Consider the following 18,095-nt stretch of genomic DNA (forward strand, 5'->3'; position numbering starts at 1 on the left):
GGCNGCTTAATACCTCTTCGTCATCCCGGCCGCAGCCAAGAGATCAAGGTCGCGAGGCAAGAGTCGGGATCCATGCCGGAATTGGCAGGTCACGGAATGGATCCCGGATAGCCGGTCTCCGCTACGCTGCGGCCAACTTCCGGGATGACGTCGCGGCTATACTAAAGCCGCGTCATGAACTGCGCGAAGGTCATCGAGCCTTCGGGCCAGGGTCCATGGCCGGATTCGGCGTTGAGATGCCCGGCCTCGCCGGCGTCGATAAACAACGAACCCCAGGCTGAGGCGATATCTTCCGCGACGTCGAACGAGCAGTATGGATCATTGCGGCTGGCGACGGTGATCGACGGAAACGGCAGCGGCTCGCGCGGATACGGCCCGAATGTCATCAGGTGCCTTGGCCGGATGTCCGGGTTGGCGACATCTGGCGGCGCCACGAAAAACGCGCCGGCGATAGGCTTGGTGAATTGCGGGATTGCCTGCACCACGGACGGAATGCCGAGCGAATGCGCGATGAACACCACCGGCCGCTCGGCCTCGTTGACCGCCCTGACGACGTTCTGCGTCCAGTCTTCACGCACCGGCTTCGACCACTCGGCCTGCTCGACCCTGCGGGCGGTCGACAGCCTCGACTGCCAGCGCGTCTGCCAGTGGTCGGGGCCGGAATTGGTGTATCCCGGAACGATGAGAATATCTGTGTCCTTGACTTTCATGGCGCGCATGTAGCGAGCCAAAAGGCTCGATGCAACATCGCGGCAACGATGCGTGTGTCGCATTCGGTGAACACGATGTTCGCTTTTGCCCGACTTGTGTGAACGATAACGATCGACGATTTATGGAGGAATGTCGTCAAAGCGGAAATGTTTTCTGCGAACGGACCATGTTCGCGCACTTGCCGACCGATGGAGATAGCCATGACCGAACTGCCCTTTGCCGCGACCACCCCGGTCAGCGTGTCACGCGTCGGGCTGAAGGCGCGCGATGCCGACGCGCTGGCAGCCTATTACCGCGACGTTGTCGGGTTGCAGGAACTTGGCCGCGATGGAGAGACCATCACGCTGGGCGCCGCCGGCAGGCCCTTGCTGGTGCTGGAGCAGGACCGCGCCGCAACGCCCGACGATCCGCGCGGCGCCGGCCTGTTTCACACGGCTTTTCTTCTGCCGGGCCGCTCCGATCTCGGCCGCTGGGCGAGCCATGCCATGGCGAACAAGCTGGCGATAGAAGGCGCGTCGGACCACCGCGTCAGCGAGGCCTTCTACCTCACCGACCCGGAAGGCAACGGCATCGAGATTTACGCCGACCGGCCGCGTGAAAACTGGCTGTGGAACGGCGCGCAAGTCGCCATGTCGACCGAGCGCATGGATGTGCGCGGCGTCATCGCAGAGGCGGCCGGCACGACATGGAACGGTGCGCCGGAAAATACCGTCGTCGGCCATGTCCATCTGCGCGTCGGCGATCCGCGCGAGGCGGAGGATTTCTGGCACAAGGAATTCGGCTTCGACACGGTTGCGAAATATGGCGCGCAGGCGGTCTTTTTGTCCTCGGGCGGATATCATCACCACATTGGCGCCAACACCTGGCAGAGCGCCGGAGCGGGCCGGCGCGACCCGGCACGGACGGGGTTGTCGTGGGTGGAGATGCGGTCGGATAAGGCCGGGGCGGCAGTGGAAAAGCAGGACCCGTGGGGCACCGTGATACGGCTGGTACCGGACCGGGCGGCCTAAAGCCTGGCCTGTTCCAGCAGCCGGCCAAGCATGAGCAGGCCTTCCGGCCATACGCCCAGCTTCGCTTCATTGCCCATATGGCCGAGTTCGCCTGCGTCGGCGACGGCGCATTCCCAGGCCGAAGCAAATTCATGCGCCTTGGAAAAGGTCACGCGCGGATCGGTTCGGCTGGCGACGACGAGCGCCGGAAACGGCAGCGGCGCCAGCGGCATCGGCGCGAATGGCCGCACCAGGTCGAAGGAAGGGTCGGGGTCTTCGATATTGGTCGGCGCGACCAGAAAGGCGGCCGCCACCTTGTCCACGCGGTCCTCATCCGCTTCTGCCGCCCACTTCACCGTCGTGGCGACGGACAGCGAATGCGCCAGGATGACCACGCGGCGCGGTGCGGCGGCAATCGCCGCGTCCACCCTGGCGATCCAGTGGCGCGGGTCGGGCCTGTCCCATTCCGCCTGCAGCACGCGGCTGGAATTCGGGAAGGCCCGGCACCAGTGCGACATCCAATGGTCCGGTCCGGAGTTTCCGCGCCCGGGCAGGGCGAGGAAGTCGAAATCTCCGGCTTCTGGAACCATCAGGCTTCTCCGAACACCCGCTTGAAGATCGTATCGACATGCTTGGTATGATAGCCGAGATCGAATTTCTCGCGAATTTCAGCCTCGGGCAGCGCTGCCGTGACTTCCTTGTCGGCGAGCAATTCCTCAAGGAAATCGGCGCCTTGCTCCCAGACCTTCATGGCATTGCGCTGCACCAGCCGGTAGGCGTCCTCGCGGCTGACGCCGGCCTGGGTGAGGCCGAGCAGCACGCGCTGCGAATGCACCAGCCCGCGGAACTTGTTCAGATTCGCCATCATGTTGTCGGGATAGACCAGAAGCTTGTCGATGACGCCGGTCAGCCGCACCAGCGCGAAATCGAGCGTCACGGTCGCGTCAGGGCCGATCATGCGCTCAACAGATGAGTGCGAGATGTCGCGCTCATGCCAGAGCGCCACGTTCTCCATCGCGGGCAGGGCGTAGGCGCGCACCATGCGGGCGAGGCCGGTCATGTTCTCGGTCAGGATCGGGTTGCGCTTGTGCGGCATCGCTGATGAGCCCTTCTGGCCCGGCGAGAAATACTCCTCCGCTTCCAGCACTTCCGTGCGTTGCAGGTGCCGGATTTCCACCGACACGCGCTCGATGGACGAGGCGATGACGCCCAGCGTCGCAAAGAACATGGCATGGCGGTCGCGCGGGATGACCTGCGTGGAAACCGGCTCCGGCTTCAGGCCGAGTTTCTCGGCGACATGCTCTTCCACATAAGGGTCGATGTTGGCGAAGGTACCGACCGCGCCGGAAATGGCGCAGGTGGCGATGTCCTCGCGCGCATGCACCAGCCGTTCGCGGGCGCGGGAGAACTCGGCATAGGCCTCAGCCAGCTTGACGCCGAACGTCGTCGGCTCGCCATGGATGCCGTGGCTGCGGCCGATGGTGATGGTGTCCTTGTGCTCGAAGGCGCGGCGCTTGAGCGCGGCCAGCAGCCCGTCCAGGTCGGCGAGCAGAATGTCGCTGGCGCGGGTGAGCTGCACGGAAAAGCAGGTATCGACGACGTCGGATGACGTCATGCCCTGATGCACGAACCGCGCATCGGGACCGACGATCTCGGCAAGGTGAGTCAGGAACGCGATGACGTCGTGCTTCGTCACCTTTTCGATTTCGTCGATGCGATCGACGGAGAAGGTCGCAGCGCCGCCTTTTTCCCAGATCGTCCTGGCAGCTTCCTTTGGAATGACGCCAAGTTCGGCAAGCGCGTCGCAGGCATGCGCCTCGATCTCGAACCAGATGCGGAAACGAGCTTCCGGAGACCATAGTGCGGCCATTTCCGGCCGGGAATAGCGAGGGATCATGTGTCGGTCCTGATCGTCTTGGGGAAATTCAAAAAAACCTCGTACCAGACGCCGGCAAGATGCTCAACGCGGCTGGCGGACAAACCAGGCGCCGGCCAGGAACAGCGCGATGAAAGCCACAGGAAAAAAGAACCGCAGGCCGAGCACGGCGAATTGATAAAGCGCCGCCAACGTCGTGAAAACGAGCTGATAAATCCAGATGACGGAGAAAGCAGGCGCGTGCCATTCGGCGTAGTAGACCCGGTACTGCAAGGCAAAGAGCGCGCTGGTCGCAGCGATCGTCCCCAGGCTGAGACAGACGAAGGCGGCGGCGAAGGCGACCTCGTCGCGCCTTCCGAGCGAAAGCAGCCGCGCCGCGAACAGGGCGATGGGAAAGGCGATGGCCCCGCCGGCGGCGTAGAGCAGCGCGAGATAGCGTATCCTTTCCACCGTTTCCCACTCACCTGTGACGAGATGCGCCAGCGCACTGGCGCCCATCGTCAGAGCCCAGACGATGGCGCCAGAAACTGCGGTCCGCAGCGACGGCAGCGCGCGCTTCATATAAGAAATGATACCCGATGGGGGCACCTTTTTGAGCCGTCGCGACGGGGCTTCTGCTGTCACGGTCGCCCGGTCACGGCGATCCAGCGGTGGTCCGGTCCTTCGAAGCCGTATTGGCGTACCGAAATCAGCACCGCATAGGCAGTCAGCGAGTCGGCCGACAATGTCTGCACGCCGCCAAGGGCATAGCCCATAGGGCATCCACGGCTTTTCGGAATCGATTTGTCCTCGTGCAACACCGTGGTCTTGCCACCGTCCTTGTCGTCCACCCGCAGCAGCCGGAAACCCTTCGTGTCACCGAGACTGTTGCAGACTTCCGCACCCGCCATCGGGATTTCCTCAAGCCGGAATTCCAGCGGAGGGTCGATGGCCGGAAACACCGGGCGCGGGTTCACCGACATCCGAAACGGATCGGCGGAAAGCTCGGTGACAGGGTTCAGGCCAGCGGTAAAGCCACGGTTGGCCGCGAGCTCACTGGCCGGAACGATTTTCTCGCCCTGTTCACGCGCTCTCTGGCGCGCGCCATCGACTGAAACGCCGTCCTGGTCCAGCCGTACCCGCACCGGAGTTCCGGGAAGGAACGCATCGCTGTCCACATCAATGTAGTAGCGGTTGGCGTAGGGAAAACCGGACCCGTCCTGCAGGCCGTATTCCTCGAAAGCGAAAACCTTGCCGTCCTTGCCGAAGCCGAGGATTTCGAGATTGGCCGCGTCGCCTGCTTGCGCCGCTGGGGCCACGGCCAGCACCAATAGCGTCACAACAAACTGACATAGGAATCGCATGGTTTCCCCCGGGCGTGCAGACACCCACATATCATGGCAAAGCCTGCGCGGCACTGCACGAGAATTGTCTGCGCCATGCATCCATTTGGCGAATCGTCCGTTTCTGACTGGCAAAAGGAGAACCGTCATGAGCAACACCGCGGGCATTCGCGAACATATGGAATTGATCGGCGCCGATGGCCTCCATGTCGGCACCGTCGACCGGGTCGTCGGCGACCGCATCAAGCTGATGAAAAAGGATAGTGGCGAGGGCTCGCATGAGGGGCACCACCATTTCATCCCGGCCAGCCTCATCGCCGGAGTCGAGGGTGATACGGTGCGGCTTTCGGCGAATTCAGACGTCGTCGTCGATGAATTCATCGAAGAAGAATCCGATCCCACCTGAATGATGAAGCTCCGGCTAGTCCTTGCGGGTAGACCAGGCCGGAAACAGGTCACCGTCAGCCGGTGAGGCCGCGAACACGCCCCGGCTAATGGCGCGGGCCATGGTTGCGCCGGCTGCCGCATAGAGGTCGATGGCATCATTGGGCGAAAGCGCGATGCCGCTTTTCCCCGTTGCCAGCGCGAACACCAGATCGCCGTCCGCCGGCGTATGGCTGGGCCAGATGGCGCGGGCAAAGCCGTCGTGCGCGGCAATCGCCAGCCGCTTCGCCGCCGCCTTGGGGAGCACGGCGTCTGTGGCGATCACGGCGATGGTGGTGTTGCCGCCGGTCCCTGCGTCGCGGAATTTCAACCGGATGTCGCTCGCGTCCCGCGGCATTGGCGAGGGATAATCAAGGCCGCCGAACTCATCGCCGATCTCGAACGGCGCCGCCCAGAAATGCCGGCTGCGCCCGACGGTCACCGAGCCCACCGGGTTCACTGCGGCCAGCGCGCCGATGGTGACGCCGCTTTCCAGCGCGGTCGAGGCCGAGCCAAGCCCGCCTTTCAGGCCGGCGCTGAGCGCGCCGGTTCCAGCGCCCGCCGTGCCGATTTCAAAATCCAACGCCGCCGATTGCACTGCCGAATAGCCCAGCTCGCGATAGGGCGGATAACGTCCCCAGTTCTTGTCGCCGCCATTCTTCAGGTCGAACAGGATCGCTGCCGGCACGATCGGCACCCGAAAGCCACCGACCTCGAAACCGACGCCTTGCTCGCGCAGGAATGCTTGTACCCCGGAAGCGGCGTCGAGGCCAAAGGCCGAACCGCCGGAAAGCACCACCGCGTTTATTGCCTCGACCGAATTGTGCGGTTCCAGAAGGTCGGTCTCGCGCGTGCCGGGCGCGCCGCCCAGCACCTGGAAACTGGCGACCGCCGGTTCGTCGCATAGGATCGCGGTGACGCCAGATTTGATCGCCGCGTCCGCGGCGTTGCCCACTCGAAGGCCAGCCACGTCGGTAATGAGGTTTCGTGGGCCGGTACGGAGCATCACTCGTCCTCCGCCGGCGCGAACCGCGTCCCGTCGAACCGGAACAGCCGATAAGGGCTTTTCGCGAGATCTCCTTTTTCATCGAATTTCACCGGTCCGATGGCCGTGCGGAAGGCCTGCAACGCCAGCTCTTCCGCGAGCGGCCTGCCGGACGCCTTGGCGGCTTCGTTGGCCTGCCGGGCGATTTCAACCGCGGCATAGGCAGGCAGCGCATAGCCTTCCGGAATGATCTGCGCGGCGGAAAAGGCGTCGAGCGCGGTCTTGTCGGCACTATCGGCCCATTCCGGTTCGGCGACCATCAGCGTGCCGGTGGCGAGTGGCACCTCGCCTTCGGGCGCGCGCAGCGTTTCACCTCCCGCGAAAGTCATGCCGGCTTCCAGTGTTTCGGCATCGCGGCTCATGATCGCCAAATCGTCGCGGTCGCCACCAACGAAGACATGGGTCGCGCCCGCTTTCTTGAGCCGGCCGACCAGCCCGACCTGATTGTCCATTCCCGGACGGAACGTATCGACGAAAACCGGCTTGAGCGCCGCCTGCTCGGCCGCCGCCCTGAAACTTTCCGCCATCTCGCGGCCATAGATCGTGCCGTCGTCGACAATGGCGAACAGCCTCTCCCGCCATTGACGGGTCAGGATCGACGCGGCGGCGGTTCGTTCGTCGTCGCCGCGCGGTCCAAGACGGAAAACCGGCCAGCCTGTCTTGGCGCGGCGGTCGGTCAGGCTGTCGGCGCGCACGCCAACCGTGATGACTGGGATGCGCGCGTCCTTAAATAGGGGCAGCGCCGCTTCGATGGCGTCCGTGCAGAGAAAGCCGATAACGATATCGACCTTGGCCCCAATGAGGTCCCTCGCGGCCTTCTCGCCGCCCGCCGCCGTGCAGCTATCGTCAACCGTCCGGATTTCTACCCCGGCGGATTTGGCCGAAAGCGCCGCGCCATCCTTAACCTGCGTGCCGAGCAGGGCCGAGGAGCCGGACAGCGGCGCCGCCACGCCGACCGTCAACGCCTGCGCCTGGCCGGCAAGCGCCAGCCATGTCAATGCTGCAGAAAGGATGGTGCGGGGCCGCATACAGGAAAACTCTCCATGCCGGAAGGTGGTCCGGCTTTCCAGACCTAAAGGCTGGTCTGCGCGCGCGCAACTCGCCATTTTCGTTGCGATACACCCAACCGTTAACTTGTACCGGTCCACCATGAGGTCTTATATAACGAGCAGTTTCAAACAAATGGGCGAAGCAGTGCTGAAGAAGAACGATGTCGAGCCCCAGGCCTATCGCGATGCGATGAGCCATTTTGCCGGCCATGTGCATGTGGTGACCACGGATGGCTCGGCAGGCCGGCGCGGCGCCACCGTCATCGCCGCCTGCTCGGTGTCCGACACGCCGCCGATGATTCTTGTGTGCCTCAATCGCCAGAATCTGAAGAACGAGCCTTTCCTCCAGAACGGCAGTTTCGCGCTGAATACGCTTTCCTCCCATCACGAACCCCTGGCGGTCGGGTTTTCCGGGCTGACCGGACTTCCGGCTGAAGAGCGCTTTGCTCTCGCCCAATGGGACACGATCTCGACCGGGTCGCCAACGCTCACCGATGCGCTCGCTGTGTTCGATTGCGAACTGGTCGATACCAAGGACCTCGCCACGCATCGTGTGCTTTTTGGCAAGGTGACAGGTCTGCGCATCGGGTCTAATTTGAAACCCCTTATCTATCACGACCGCGGCTACCACGTTCTGTGAAACGGACGGCAGCTTTCACGGAGAAGGTATGACCGGATTGAAACCGCGCGCCGTGCCGCAGACGATTGATGAAACGCTCGATCTGCTCACTGGCGCGGACTATGTCGCGGACAGGTCGCTGGCGACGGTCCTGTTCCTCAGCCTGCGGATGCGCCGTCCGCTTTTCCTGGAAGGCGAGGCCGGCGTCGGCAAGACCGAGATCGCCAAGGTGCTCGCCTCGGCGCTTGGCCGCCGTCTGATCCGATTGCAGTGCTATGAGGGGCTCGACGTCTCCTCGGCGGTCTATGAGTGGAACTATGCCGCGCAGATGATCGAGATCCGGATGGAGGAGGCGGCTGGCAAGGTCGACCGCACCGACATGGAGCGCAATGTCTTTTCCGAGAAATATTTGATCCGCCGCCCGGTGCTGGATGCGCTGACGGGAACGGCGGGCGCAGCGCCGGTGTTCCTCATCGATGAACTCGACCGTACCGACGAGGCTTTCGAGGCGTTCCTGTTGGAAATCCTCTCCGATTTCCAGGTGACTGTGCCGGAACTGGGGACGATCAAGGCGGAGGAGCCGCCCATCGTCATCATCACCACCAACCGCACGCGGGAGATCCACGACGCGCTGAAGCGCCGGTGTCTCTACCACTGGGTCGATTATCCCGATGCGGCGCGTGAGCTGGAGATCGTGCGGCGCAGGGTGCCGCAAGCCAACCGCCGGCTCTCGGCTGAAGTTGTGTCCTTCATCCAGAAGCTGCGCCAGATCGAGCTGTTCAAGGCGCCCGGCGTGGCTGAGACCATAGACTGGGCCGGCGCCCTGACCGAGCTCGACAAGGTCGCGCTCGATCCCGAAACCGTGTCCGACACGATCGGCGTGCTGCTGAAATACCAGGACGACATCGCCCGCATCGGCGAGGGCGAGGGCCGGCGCATCCTCAACGAGGTGAAGGCCGAGCTGTCGGCGGCGGCGGAGTAGTCCGATGGGTAGCGTCGCAACGGTTCCTGACGCTAAAGCAGACGGCCGCATCGCCGACAATATCGTCTATTTCGCCCGCGCGCTGCGCAAAGCCGGCGTGCGTGTCGGCCCGGCTGCGGTGAAGGACGCCATCGAGGCCGTGCTTGCCGCCGGCATCGGCTCGCGCGACGATTTCTACTGGACCCTGCATGCCGTGCTGATTACCCGCCATGAGGACCACGCAACTTTCGATGAGGCGTTCCGGCTGTTCTGGCGCTCGCGCGAGTTGATCGAGAAGATGCTGGCCATGTTCTCGCCCGTCGCGCCCGACAACCGCGAGAAGCAGAAGCTCCGCGCTGCCGAAAACCGCGTCAGCCAGGCGATGTTCGAGGGCCACCAGAAGCATCAGCAAGTCCAGGAAACGCCCGAGGTCGAGGTCGATGCACGCCTCACCGTGTCGGGCAACGAAGTCCTTCGCGAAAAGGATTTCGCCCAGATGACCGCGGCCGAACTCGTCCAGGCGCGCAAGGCCATTGCCGAACTGCGCCTGCCGTTCGACACGGTGCTGACGCGCCGCTTCCGTCCGGACAGACAGGGCCGTCGTATCGACCCCCGCGCCATGATGCAGGCGGCCGCGCGCAGCGGCGGCGAACTGATACTGCCAAAATTTCGCTCGCAGCGCGAAATTCACCCGCCGCTGGTGGTGCTGGCGGATATTTCCGGTTCGATGAGCCAGTATTCCCGCATCTTCCTGCATTTTCTCCACGCTTTGAGTGAGAAGCGCCGGCGTGTTCACGCCTTCGTTTTCGGCACGCGTCTGACCAATCTCAGCCGGCAATTGCGCCATCGCGATCCGGATCAGGCGCTGGCGGACGCTGCTGCCGCGGTGAAGGATTGGTCCGGCGGCACCCGCATCGGCGATACGCTGGCCGAGTTCAACCGCCTGTGGTCGCGCCGCGTGCTGGGGCAGGGCGCCATTGTGCTTTTGATCACTGACGGACTGGAGCGGGACGATACCGCTGGCCTCTCGCAGGAGATGGAACGGTTGCAGAAATCCTGCCGGCGGCTGATCTGGCTCAACCCGCTGCTGCGCTTCGACGGTTTCGAGGCCCGCGCCCGTGGCGTGCGGGCCATGCTGCCCTATGTCGACGAATTCCGCTCGGTTCACAATCTCGAGGCGCTTGGCGATCTGTGCGCTTCCCTCGGCAGCAAAGCGCCGGCGACAATCGATCCGCGCCGCTGGCTCGAGGCTGGCGGCAGGCGCGCCGCATGACCATATATTCTGTTTGAATTGGAGGTTCCGACATGGACAACCCCGTTCCCCTGGACGAAGCCCGCGATCCGCTGACCATCGCTGAAAACTGGCTGAAGGACGGCCGCGAGGTCGCCCTGGCCACCGTAGTCGAGACCTGGGGCTCGGCCCCGCGCCCGGTCGGCAGCCATCTCGTCATCGACGCCGAGGGTAATTTCCACGGCTCCGTTTCCGGCGGCTGCGTCGAAGGCGCTGTGGTGACCGAAGCCGCCGACGTGATCGGAACAGGCAAGCCTCGGATGCTGGAATTCGGTGTCGCCGATGAAACGGCCTGGCAGGTCGGGCTGTCCTGCGGCGGCCGCATCAAGGTTTATGTCGAGCCGCTGGGCTGAGACATGACGCGTTTTCAGCGAGTGCATTGACATGGAACGACACCTGCTCGAACGTTTGAACGCTGCCCGCCGTGAGCGGCGCGCGGCAATGCTCGTGACCGATCTGGCAAGCGGAGCGGGCCGGCTCGTCGGCGAGGGAGAGCCTGTGACGGGAGATCTCGGCACCGCAGTTTCAAGGGCCTTCCGCACCGGCAATTCCGGTACGGTCGAGGCAGACGGACAAACCTTCTTCCTCAACGTACATCTGCCGCAGCCGCGCCTTGTGGTGATCGGCGCGGTCCATATCAGCCAGGCGCTGGCGCCCATGGCCAAGGTCGCGGGCTATCCGGTCGAGATCATCGACCCGCGCACCGCCTTCGCCACGCCGGAACGCTTTCCCGATGTCTCGCTGGAAGCCGAATGGCCGCAGGACGTGCTCGCCCGCAAGCCACTCGACAGTTACACCGCCATTGCCGCTGTCACCCACGATCCGAAGATCGACGATTTCGCGCTGAAGTCGGCACTGGATGCCGGTTGTTTCTACATCGGTGCGCTGGGCAGCAGAAAGACGCACGCCAAACGGGTTGAACGGCTGCTGGCTCTTGGCGCGAGCGCCGAACAGGTTGCCCGCATCCATGCCCCGATCGGACTGGATATCGGCGCCGCCAGCCCGTCCGAGATCGCCGTCGCGGTGCTGGCGCAGATCATCCATGCTTTCCGCTCGCGCGGTCTTGAAGCGAAGGGCTCGGCGGCGTGAAGTTCGGGCCTGTCCCGATCGACCAGGCCGCCGGCGCCATTCTGGCGCACGCGACCACGGCGGGCGAGAGACGCTTGCGCAAGGCGCATCGGCTGAGCGACGTCGACATTGCTGATCTCAAGGCAGCGGGCATAGCCGAGATCGTCGTCGCTGTTCTCGATCCCGGCGACCTCGACGAAGATGCTGCCGCGACGGCCATTGCCGCCGCCATGTCGTTCCGCAATGTGGTCGCCAGGCCCGCAGCAACGGGCCGGGTCAACCTTCATGCGCTTGAAGCCGGCATCTCTACCGTCGATACAGCCAAGATCGATGCGATCAACGCTGTCGATCCCGCCATCACCATCGCCACCTTGCCGCGCTATGCGCCGGTGATCGCCGGGCAGATGGTGGCGACTGTCAAGATCATTCCGTTCGCTGTCCCATTGGCTCTTGTCGACAAGGTGCGCGCGCTGTGTATCGGCGGCGAGATATTTGGGGTCAACGCATATCGTCCCATGCGCATCGGCGTCGTCCAGACAGTGCTGCCCAGCGTAAAGCCAAGTGTTTTGGACAAGACGATCCGCGTGACCGAGGCACGGCTGGCGCGTTCGGGCGGCAGTGTTGCCGCTGAACGCCGCACGCCGCACGAAGCCGTTCCCCTGGCCGAAGCGATTACCGAACTCGCGCGCGACACCGACATGATCGTCATTTTCGGCGCGTCGGCCATGAGCGATTTCGAGGACGTCGTGCCGGCAGCCATCGACCGCGCCGGAGGCACAGTCGTTCATGCGGGTATGCCGGTCGATCCCGGCAACCTTCTTGTCGTTGGGACGCTTGGCGGCAAACATGTCATCGGCGCGCCGGGCTGCGCCCGCAGCCCGAAGGAGAACGGTTTCGACTGGGTGCTTGACCGGCTTGTGGCCGGGCTGGACGTCACGTCGAAGGATATCGCCGGCATGGGCGTCGGCGGCCTGCTGATGGAGATACCGACCCGGCCGCAGCCGCGCGAGCCGCGGCCCGCCCAGGCGGGCCGCAAGGTTCACGCCGTGCTGCTGGCCGCGGGACNTGGGTGGTCCGAACAAGCTTCTTGCCTTGTTCGATGGCAAGCCACTGGTGACGCGCACGGCCGAGCGCGTGTTGGACGCGGGCGTGGCCGGCGCCGTGGCAGTTGTCGGGCACCAGCACGAGCGTGTCGGTTCGGCGTTGAGCGGCCTGAGCCTGAAAACCGTGGAAAATCCCGACTTTGCCGACGGCCTCTCATCTTCGCTCAGGGTGGGAATAGCGGCCTTGCCACCCGATGCGGGCGGCGCGCTTGTCGTATTGGGCGACATGCCGGGCATTTCCGCCCGGGACCTTGACCGGCTGATCGAAGCGTTCCGCAAATCGGGCGGTTCTGCCATTGTCCGTGCTTCGCACAACGGCAAGCGCGGAAATCCGGTGCTTTTGCCGCGAAGCCTGTTCTCGGCCGTGGCGCATCTCGAGGGCGATACCGGCGCCCGCTATCTCGTGGAAAACGCCGGCATCGACGTCATTGACGTCGAGATCGGCGCTGGCGCATGGCTTGATGTTGACACGCGCGAGGTCCTCGAAGAAGCCGGCGGCGTGCTGCAGGATTGAACGCCGCCCTTGACGGGCAGGTTTTGGGAAGCCAAGCACAGAGGCTCGAAACGTCGAGGTTCCGCGTGCGCGCATCCCGTTCCCTCTTGGCCGGTTTTCTGTCGATTGTCGTCACAGTCGCTTTGGCGCCACCAGCCGAAGCAACGGATGCGCTGAAGCCGTTCAAGGACGAACTGTTTGCATATCCGGCGGTTCTGTCTTCCGAAAAGGGTGACCGCTACCGGGTCGTCGATTATCGCGAACTGCGTGACATCAACGAGCGCGATCAGGTGCCCGAGCGCCGTGTGAAGGGCGAGTACGTCTCGACGGCTGTGCGCAAGGTGCAGCAGGATCTCATGCTGAAGACGGACGCTGGCGACATCCGCCATGTCGCGGTGGGCAGCACAGCCGGAGCGGGCATCATCGTGCTCTACCTGCACGGGCAGGGCGGTAGCCGCAAGCAGGGCGCCGACGACTTCACCTTCGGCGGCAACTTCAACCGCATCAAGAATTTGATGGCCGCCAATGGCGGGCTTTATCTATCGCCGGACTTTTCCGACTTCAGCGACAAGGGCGCGGCCCAGATCGCCTCGCTGATCGGCCATTATGCCGAAGCGTCGCCTGGAGCGAAAATCTTCGTTGCCTGCGGCTCGATGGGCGGCGCGCTGTGCTGGAAGCTGGCAGGCCGGCAGGACACCGGCGCGCGTGTGGACGGGTTATTGTTATTGGGTTCGCTGTGGGACGAAAGCTTCCTCGCCAGCCCAGCCTTCAAGCGGCGCATTCCGGTGTTCTTTGGGCAGGGCAGCAAGGATCCGGTCTTTCCGGTGCAGAACCAGGAAGCGTTCTTCCGCTCCATCCTCGCAAAGTCTTCCAGCTACCCCGCGCGATTCGTCCGCTTCGAGACCGGAACGCACGGCACGCCGATCCGCATGGTCGACTGGCGTGAAACGCTGAACTGGATGCTGTCCGTTTCAGGTTAGGCCGCAATCCTCATGGGGGCGTGTTGTAGTCGACAACCGTCTGCGGGTTGATCTCGCCGTCGTAGGAGGCGTCGACATCGTACTGGACCAGCGAGAAGTCGCCATTGCGAAACAGGTAGCTGGCCGAAGATGACGCGTCGCCGACGCCGCGCCATTTGGCGTAGGACATGATCGTTCGCGTCTTCTCGTCGTAATCGGAATTGAGCAGTTCGTCCTCGGTCTTGAAACCGGTGACATTCACGGCCTCGACCTTGCCTTCGCTGTCGCCGTTCTCGTAGCGGATGTCGAGTTCCGGCTCGGCGAATTGCAACTGCCGGACGCCTTCGACGTCGTTGGCCATGTAATAGACAGCGCTCTCATTGTAGGCCGCCATGAAGCAGAAGAAGCGGAACAGGCGCACTTCGCGCTCCGGATCGGATTCGGATGCATTCGGATCCTTGTAGCGGATCGAATACTGGTCCGGGTTGCCTCTAGGCTCGCCACCGGGTCCGTCGGGATTGCAGCCTTCGCCATAGCTCGCGGCGAAGGCTTTCTTGGCTTGTTCGAGCTCCGAATCCTTCTTCACCGGCTGCGGACCGTCGCCGCAGCTTTCCGGCAGGGCGTCGTCGAGCGTGGTGGCGGTGGAAGGTTTCAGCCCGCCCTTCTCGATATGGATGGGGTTGAACGGCGGCGCCTGGATGGTCGCGTTGACCTGGCGCAGCGTATAGCAACCGGCAAATATCTTCTCGCCGCCATCCTTGTCGGTGGCGCGGATCGCGACGGGCACGTTGAAATAGATGCTGCCGGCAGCGCCTTCTTCCCCAATCCCGCCGGTCTGGACCTCGACACTCGCGGTGCCCTCATAGCCTTTTGCGAAGGCGTCGAAGTCCTTGGCCGGCTTGGTCTCGCCGAAATAATCCCAGGCGCGCGCATATTCCCGGCGGTTGATGGCATTGTAGAACGACTGGATAACCGCCTCGGGATCCGAGCGGTTGTCGACATAAGGCGTTTCAGCGGCGAACACCGCTGGCGCGATGGTGAAGGTGATTGCCACTACTGAGGCGAAAGCCATGCATTTCATCGCGAATCTCCGGTCGGCCGGAGGATGTTAGCACGGAATACGGCCGGTCGATGACAGGCCGCCTCGGGCGCTCAGCCGAAGCCGAACGCCTTGGTACAGGCTAGCGAACCGCCATTTCGCGGGCAATGCGGGGAAAATCTGCCGGCTTGACGCCGATATCTGCCCGGTCGGAATTGCTCATTGAATGAAGCAGCGCCAGAGCCGCGCGGTAGCGCACATGCTCCTGCGGACGCGGGCGGGCGAACATCTCAGTAAAGAAACCCATAGTCAGGCTCCCGGTTGTTCCTCCCGAACCGTCAATATAGGTGATTCATGACAATTGTGCAGTGCACCATTCGCATGGCAGCCATGCGTGAGCCATCTGCCCAAGCCTCGCAGGTGCGGAGTTCCGATAAACTCTTTCCGAACCTGCGCATGTATTTTTAACGAGCCTTTCCTATGTTTCAGCTTGAACGGACGCGCCTTGCGGGGAGAGAGACATCAGCGCGAAAGCCAAACGGGATTTTGCCTCCCTCCTTGATGATCTCTTCGTTGCCCCGCAGGAGGCCGAGGATACCGCCGCCGCGCCGTCCATCCCGTTCGACTACCTTTCCGTCGTCGATGAACTGCATTCGGGTCGCATCAAGGTTTCAGGCGAAGCCGCTGCGGCCGAGTACCGCGAGGCCGGCGCGGATCTTTCCGCCGAATTTGCCGCTTTGCTCGACCAGGTGAAGGTCGCTCTGGCGGAGGAGGCCCCTGCATCGGCCGAGGACAGGTTGCCGCCGGTCGATCCCGATTCCATCGCCGCGGAGCTCGGTCTGGATCGCGATGTCGCGGATATGGATTTCAACCGGCTGCGTCGCGGCTTCGCTTTCGACAATCATCCCGACCGCGTCGCGCCGCACCTGCGCCAGCGCGCCGCCATCCGCATGCAGATCGCCAACATGCTGATCGATGATGCCCGCCGGCGCGCCGAATCGGCCAAGGGCCGGTAAAACTATCCGCTATGCGTGGCTTGTCGGCTTGGAGATTGGCCGGCGTCTGGGCTAGGATGCGGCTCCCTCCCGCGCTTCCGCGCCCATCTTCCTCGGAGCCACACCATGAAAATGAGCCGCCTCGGCCGGACCGACCTTCTTGTCTCGCGCATCTGCCTCGGTTCGATGACGTGGGGCCAGCAGAACACCGAACAAGAAGGCCACGCGCAGATGGACCTCGCCTTCTCGCGCGGCGTCAATTTCATCGATACCGCCGAGCTTTACCCGATCCCGCCCAAAGCCGACACGCAAGGGCAAACGGAACGCATCATCGGCAGCTGGATGAAGGCCAGGGGCAACCGCGACAAGGTGGTTCTGGCTTCCAAGGTCGTCGGCCGCACTGCGAACGAGTATTTTCGCGGCGGCAGGCCTTCGACGCTCAACCGCGCCGACATTTTCGACGCCGTCGACAAATCCTTGGCCAAGTTGCAGACCGACTACCTCGACATTTACCAGATCCACTGGCCCGACCGGCCGGTGCCGTGGGGTGCCAACCCGACCCGCATCGGCTCGACCAAGCCTCGCGCCGACGCTTTCGGAGGCCCCGACGACGAAGTGCCGATTGCCGAGACGCTGGCGGTTTTCGACGAACTGGTGAAAATCGGCAAGATTCGCCACTACGGCCTGTCGAATGACAGCAGTTGGGGCGTGATGCGTTTCGTCGCCGAGGCGGACAAAGGCATTGGCCCGCGTCCGGTGTCGCTTCAGAACGCCTACAATCTTCTCAATCGCACGTTCGAGGTCAATCTGGCCGAAGTCTGCGACAGGGAGGGGATTTCGTTGCTCGCCTATTCCCCGGTGGCGCAGGGCTATCTGACCGGCAAATACGACAACGGTGCGCGGCCGGAGGGATCGCGGACGCGGTTGTTCAACCGTGGCCAGCGCTACGAGACGCCGAACGCAGCCGAGGTACAGCTCGAATACAGCACGCTGGCGCGCTCCTTCGGCATGGAACCGGCGCTTTTCGCCGGCGCCTATGTCGCGAGCCGGCCGTTCGTCACGGCTTCTATCGTTGGCGCTACCAACCTTTCGCAGCTCCAACTGGCGCTGTCCGCTGTCGATGTAACGTGGACCGAAGAGATGCAGACCGCGGTGGATGCTATTCACCAACGCGTCGGCAATCCTTGCCCCTGACAGGATGTCGGGGCTTGCGCCTCGGTCCGTCCATCATGAATTATGCGCGATCAGCGCCGCGATGCGGAAAAAAGGACAAGGTCGAGCCATGCTGCGTGTGAACAGGATCAACGTCAACGACATCTATGTGCCGACCGCGCGGCGCAAGACGCTGCATCCGGAAACCGTCCGTCATCTCGCCGAGGATATCCTCGAGAACGGCATGAAAACGCCGATCCAGGTGCGCCATGACGGCAAGCGCTACGTACTTGTCGAGGGCTTGCACCGGCTGGAGGCGGCGAAGTGGCTCGGCGAGACCGCAATTGACGCCTATCTGGTCCAGGCGAAGCGGCACTAACCGCTCCTTTGCAGTAACGGCTTTCCGGGCGGTGCAGAAAAATTTGCAGTGGGTTGTCGGGCTGGCCAGAGCCCCAGCGTCCTAGGCGCGAAAGCAATTCAACCCGAGGAGACGCAAATGACCACCAAGCTCGACATCGCGCCCAGTTCCGACCGCGAACTGGTTCTGGCCCGCATCATCGATGCGCCGCGGCAGAACGTCTATCGCTGCTGGACCGAGCCGAAGCTCGTGACCCGGTGGTTTGCGCCCAAGCCGTGGACGACGCCGCGCGCCGAGATGGACGTTCGCGCGGGCGGTTCGAGCATGGTCGTGATGGCCGGACCGGACGGCGCCGAGTTCGAGAATCCCGGGCTCTACCTGGAAGTCGTTCCCGGCGAGAAGCTCGTCTTCACCGACGCCTTCACCAAGGCATGGGAGCCTTCCGAGCGGCCCTTCATGACCGTCGTCCTGACGATGGAAGATGAAGGCAGCGGCAAGACCCGCTACATCGCCCGCGTCAAGCACTGGACGGCGGAAGGCCGCGAGCAACACGAGAAGATGGGCTTCCATGAAGGCTGGGGCCAATGTACCGAGCAGCTCGAGGAACTGGCCAAAAGCCTCTGAGCTTTTCACCTTGCTGAA

At 63.5% G+C, this 18,095-nt stretch carries 21 protein-coding genes and 2 pseudogenes; 14 read left to right on the plus strand and 9 right to left on the minus strand.

The features are described from left to right. Positions 1-161: 161 nt before the first annotated feature. Positions 162-710, minus strand: coding sequence for an alpha/beta hydrolase (locus ASD44_RS02895; protein WP_056115323.1), 549 nt, complete (start codon positions 708-710; stop codon positions 162-164). Between the two features lie 201 nt (positions 711-911). On the opposite strand from ASD44_RS02895, the gene ASD44_RS02900 reads away from it, so the two are divergent. Next, positions 912-1,721, plus strand: coding sequence for a VOC family protein (locus tag ASD44_RS02900; protein ID WP_056115326.1), 810 nt, complete (start codon positions 912-914; stop codon positions 1,719-1,721). Here the strand turns inward: ASD44_RS02900 and ASD44_RS02905 are convergent. The 4 genes from ASD44_RS02905 to ASD44_RS02920 form a co-directional block, all read right to left on the minus strand. Further along, the gene (locus ASD44_RS02905; RefSeq protein ID WP_056108549.1) at positions 1,718-2,290 is read right to left on the minus strand and encodes an alpha/beta hydrolase; all 573 of its coding nucleotides are present in this window, start codon (positions 2,288-2,290) and stop codon (positions 1,718-1,720) included. The genes ASD44_RS02900 and ASD44_RS02905 overlap by 4 nt on opposite strands. Further along, positions 2,290-3,597, minus strand: a complete 1,308-nt coding sequence (gene purB, locus ASD44_RS02910) for an adenylosuccinate lyase (protein ID WP_056108553.1) — start codon at positions 3,595-3,597, stop codon at positions 2,290-2,292. Before purB ends, ASD44_RS02905 begins: the two co-directional genes overlap by 1 nt. A 63-nt stretch (positions 3,598-3,660) precedes the next feature. Then, positions 3,661-4,137, minus strand: coding sequence for a hypothetical protein (locus tag ASD44_RS02915; RefSeq protein ID WP_056108556.1), 477 nt, complete (start codon positions 4,135-4,137; stop codon positions 3,661-3,663). Between the two features lie 59 nt (positions 4,138-4,196). Then, on the minus strand, positions 4,197-4,919 hold the full coding sequence (locus ASD44_RS02920; RefSeq protein ID WP_056108558.1) for a DUF2259 domain-containing protein: 723 nt from the start codon (positions 4,917-4,919) through the stop codon (positions 4,197-4,199). A 127-nt stretch (positions 4,920-5,046) separates the two neighbouring features. On the opposite strand from ASD44_RS02920, the gene ASD44_RS02925 reads away from it, so the two are divergent. Next, complete coding sequence (locus ASD44_RS02925; RefSeq protein ID WP_056108561.1) at positions 5,047-5,304, plus strand: DUF2171 domain-containing protein; 258 nt, start codon at positions 5,047-5,049, stop codon at positions 5,302-5,304. A gap of 15 nt (positions 5,305-5,319) precedes the next feature. Here the strand turns inward: ASD44_RS02925 and ASD44_RS02930 are convergent, their stop codons facing one another. Both ASD44_RS02930 and ASD44_RS02935 read right to left on the minus strand, forming a co-directional pair. Further along, positions 5,320-6,327, minus strand: coding sequence for a P1 family peptidase (locus ASD44_RS02930; protein WP_056108564.1), 1,008 nt, complete (start codon positions 6,325-6,327; stop codon positions 5,320-5,322). Continuing rightward, positions 6,327-7,394, minus strand: coding sequence for a branched-chain amino acid ABC transporter substrate-binding protein (locus ASD44_RS02935; RefSeq protein ID WP_056108566.1), 1,068 nt, complete (start codon positions 7,392-7,394; stop codon positions 6,327-6,329). Before ASD44_RS02935 ends, ASD44_RS02930 begins: the two co-directional genes overlap by 1 nt. 166 nt (positions 7,395-7,560) lie before the next feature. Between ASD44_RS02935 and ASD44_RS02940 the strand changes: the two genes are divergently transcribed. The 8 genes and pseudogenes from ASD44_RS02940 to ASD44_RS02970 all read left to right on the plus strand — a co-directional run bounded on the left by ASD44_RS02940 (position 7,561) and on the right by ASD44_RS02970 (position 13,930). After that, complete coding sequence (locus ASD44_RS02940; RefSeq protein ID WP_056115329.1) at positions 7,561-8,055, plus strand: flavin reductase; 495 nt, start codon at positions 7,561-7,563, stop codon at positions 8,053-8,055. Positions 8,056-8,083: 28 nt separating this feature from the next. Then, positions 8,084-9,016, plus strand: coding sequence for a MoxR family ATPase (locus ASD44_RS02945; protein ID WP_056108569.1), 933 nt, complete (start codon positions 8,084-8,086; stop codon positions 9,014-9,016). A gap of 4 nt (positions 9,017-9,020) precedes the next feature. Next, positions 9,021-10,268 (plus strand): VWA domain-containing protein, encoded by a 1,248-nt coding sequence (locus ASD44_RS02950; RefSeq protein WP_056108573.1) that lies wholly within the window; start codon positions 9,021-9,023, stop codon positions 10,266-10,268. A gap of 32 nt (positions 10,269-10,300) precedes the next feature. Next, positions 10,301-10,639 carry an XdhC family protein gene (locus tag ASD44_RS02955; RefSeq protein WP_056108576.1) on the plus strand — a complete coding sequence of 113 codons (339 nt, stop codon included), beginning with the start codon at positions 10,301-10,303 and terminating at the stop codon, positions 10,637-10,639. 31 nt (positions 10,640-10,670) lie between these two features. Next, entirely contained in the window at positions 10,671-11,375 is a 705-nt protein-coding gene (locus ASD44_RS02960) for an XdhC family protein (RefSeq protein ID WP_056108578.1), read from the plus strand. A 41-nt stretch (positions 11,376-11,416) separates the two neighbouring features. Then, positions 11,417-12,419, plus strand: a pseudogene (locus ASD44_RS18650) (molybdopterin-binding protein); the annotation flags it as partial. A 1-nt stretch (position 12,420) separates the two neighbouring features. Next, positions 12,421-12,971: pseudogene (locus ASD44_RS18655) on the plus strand (nucleotidyltransferase family protein); the annotation flags it as partial. A 98-nt stretch (positions 12,972-13,069) separates the two neighbouring features. Beyond that, positions 13,070-13,930 carry an alpha/beta hydrolase gene (locus ASD44_RS02970; protein WP_244478808.1) on the plus strand — a complete coding sequence of 287 codons (861 nt, stop codon included), beginning with the start codon at positions 13,070-13,072 and terminating at the stop codon, positions 13,928-13,930. 10 nt (positions 13,931-13,940) lie between these two features. Here the strand turns inward: ASD44_RS02970 and ASD44_RS02975 are convergent, their stop codons facing one another. Next, positions 13,941-14,981, minus strand: a complete 1,041-nt coding sequence (locus tag ASD44_RS02975; protein ID WP_244478712.1) for a DUF1176 domain-containing protein — start codon at positions 14,979-14,981, stop codon at positions 13,941-13,943. A 109-nt stretch (positions 14,982-15,090) separates the two neighbouring features. Beyond that, the gene (locus tag ASD44_RS18555; protein WP_156459752.1) at positions 15,091-15,255 is read right to left on the minus strand and encodes a hypothetical protein; all 165 of its coding nucleotides are present in this window, start codon (positions 15,253-15,255) and stop codon (positions 15,091-15,093) included. A gap of 430 nt (positions 15,256-15,685) precedes the next feature. Between ASD44_RS18555 and ASD44_RS18905 the strand changes: the two genes are divergently transcribed. The 4 genes from ASD44_RS18905 to ASD44_RS02995 all read left to right on the plus strand — a co-directional run bounded on the left by ASD44_RS18905 (position 15,686) and on the right by ASD44_RS02995 (position 18,077). Further along, entirely contained in the window at positions 15,686-15,964 is a 279-nt protein-coding gene (locus ASD44_RS18905; protein WP_310180901.1) for a hypothetical protein, read from the plus strand. 105 nt (positions 15,965-16,069) lie between these two features. After that, the gene (locus ASD44_RS02985; protein WP_056108587.1) at positions 16,070-17,137 is read left to right on the plus strand and encodes an aldo/keto reductase; all 1,068 of its coding nucleotides are present in this window, start codon (positions 16,070-16,072) and stop codon (positions 17,135-17,137) included. Between the two features lie 88 nt (positions 17,138-17,225). Further along, positions 17,226-17,474, plus strand: a complete 249-nt coding sequence (locus ASD44_RS02990; RefSeq protein WP_056108589.1) for a ParB N-terminal domain-containing protein — start codon at positions 17,226-17,228, stop codon at positions 17,472-17,474. A gap of 117 nt (positions 17,475-17,591) precedes the next feature. Further along, on the plus strand, positions 17,592-18,077 hold the full coding sequence (locus ASD44_RS02995) for an SRPBCC family protein (protein WP_056108592.1): 486 nt from the start codon (positions 17,592-17,594) through the stop codon (positions 18,075-18,077). The last annotated feature ends 18 nt before the right edge of the window (positions 18,078-18,095 follow it).

Origin of the sequence: Mesorhizobium sp. Root554, from assembly GCF_001427025.1 — a bacterium.
Classification (GTDB): Bacteria; Pseudomonadota; Alphaproteobacteria; order Rhizobiales; family Rhizobiaceae; genus Mesorhizobium.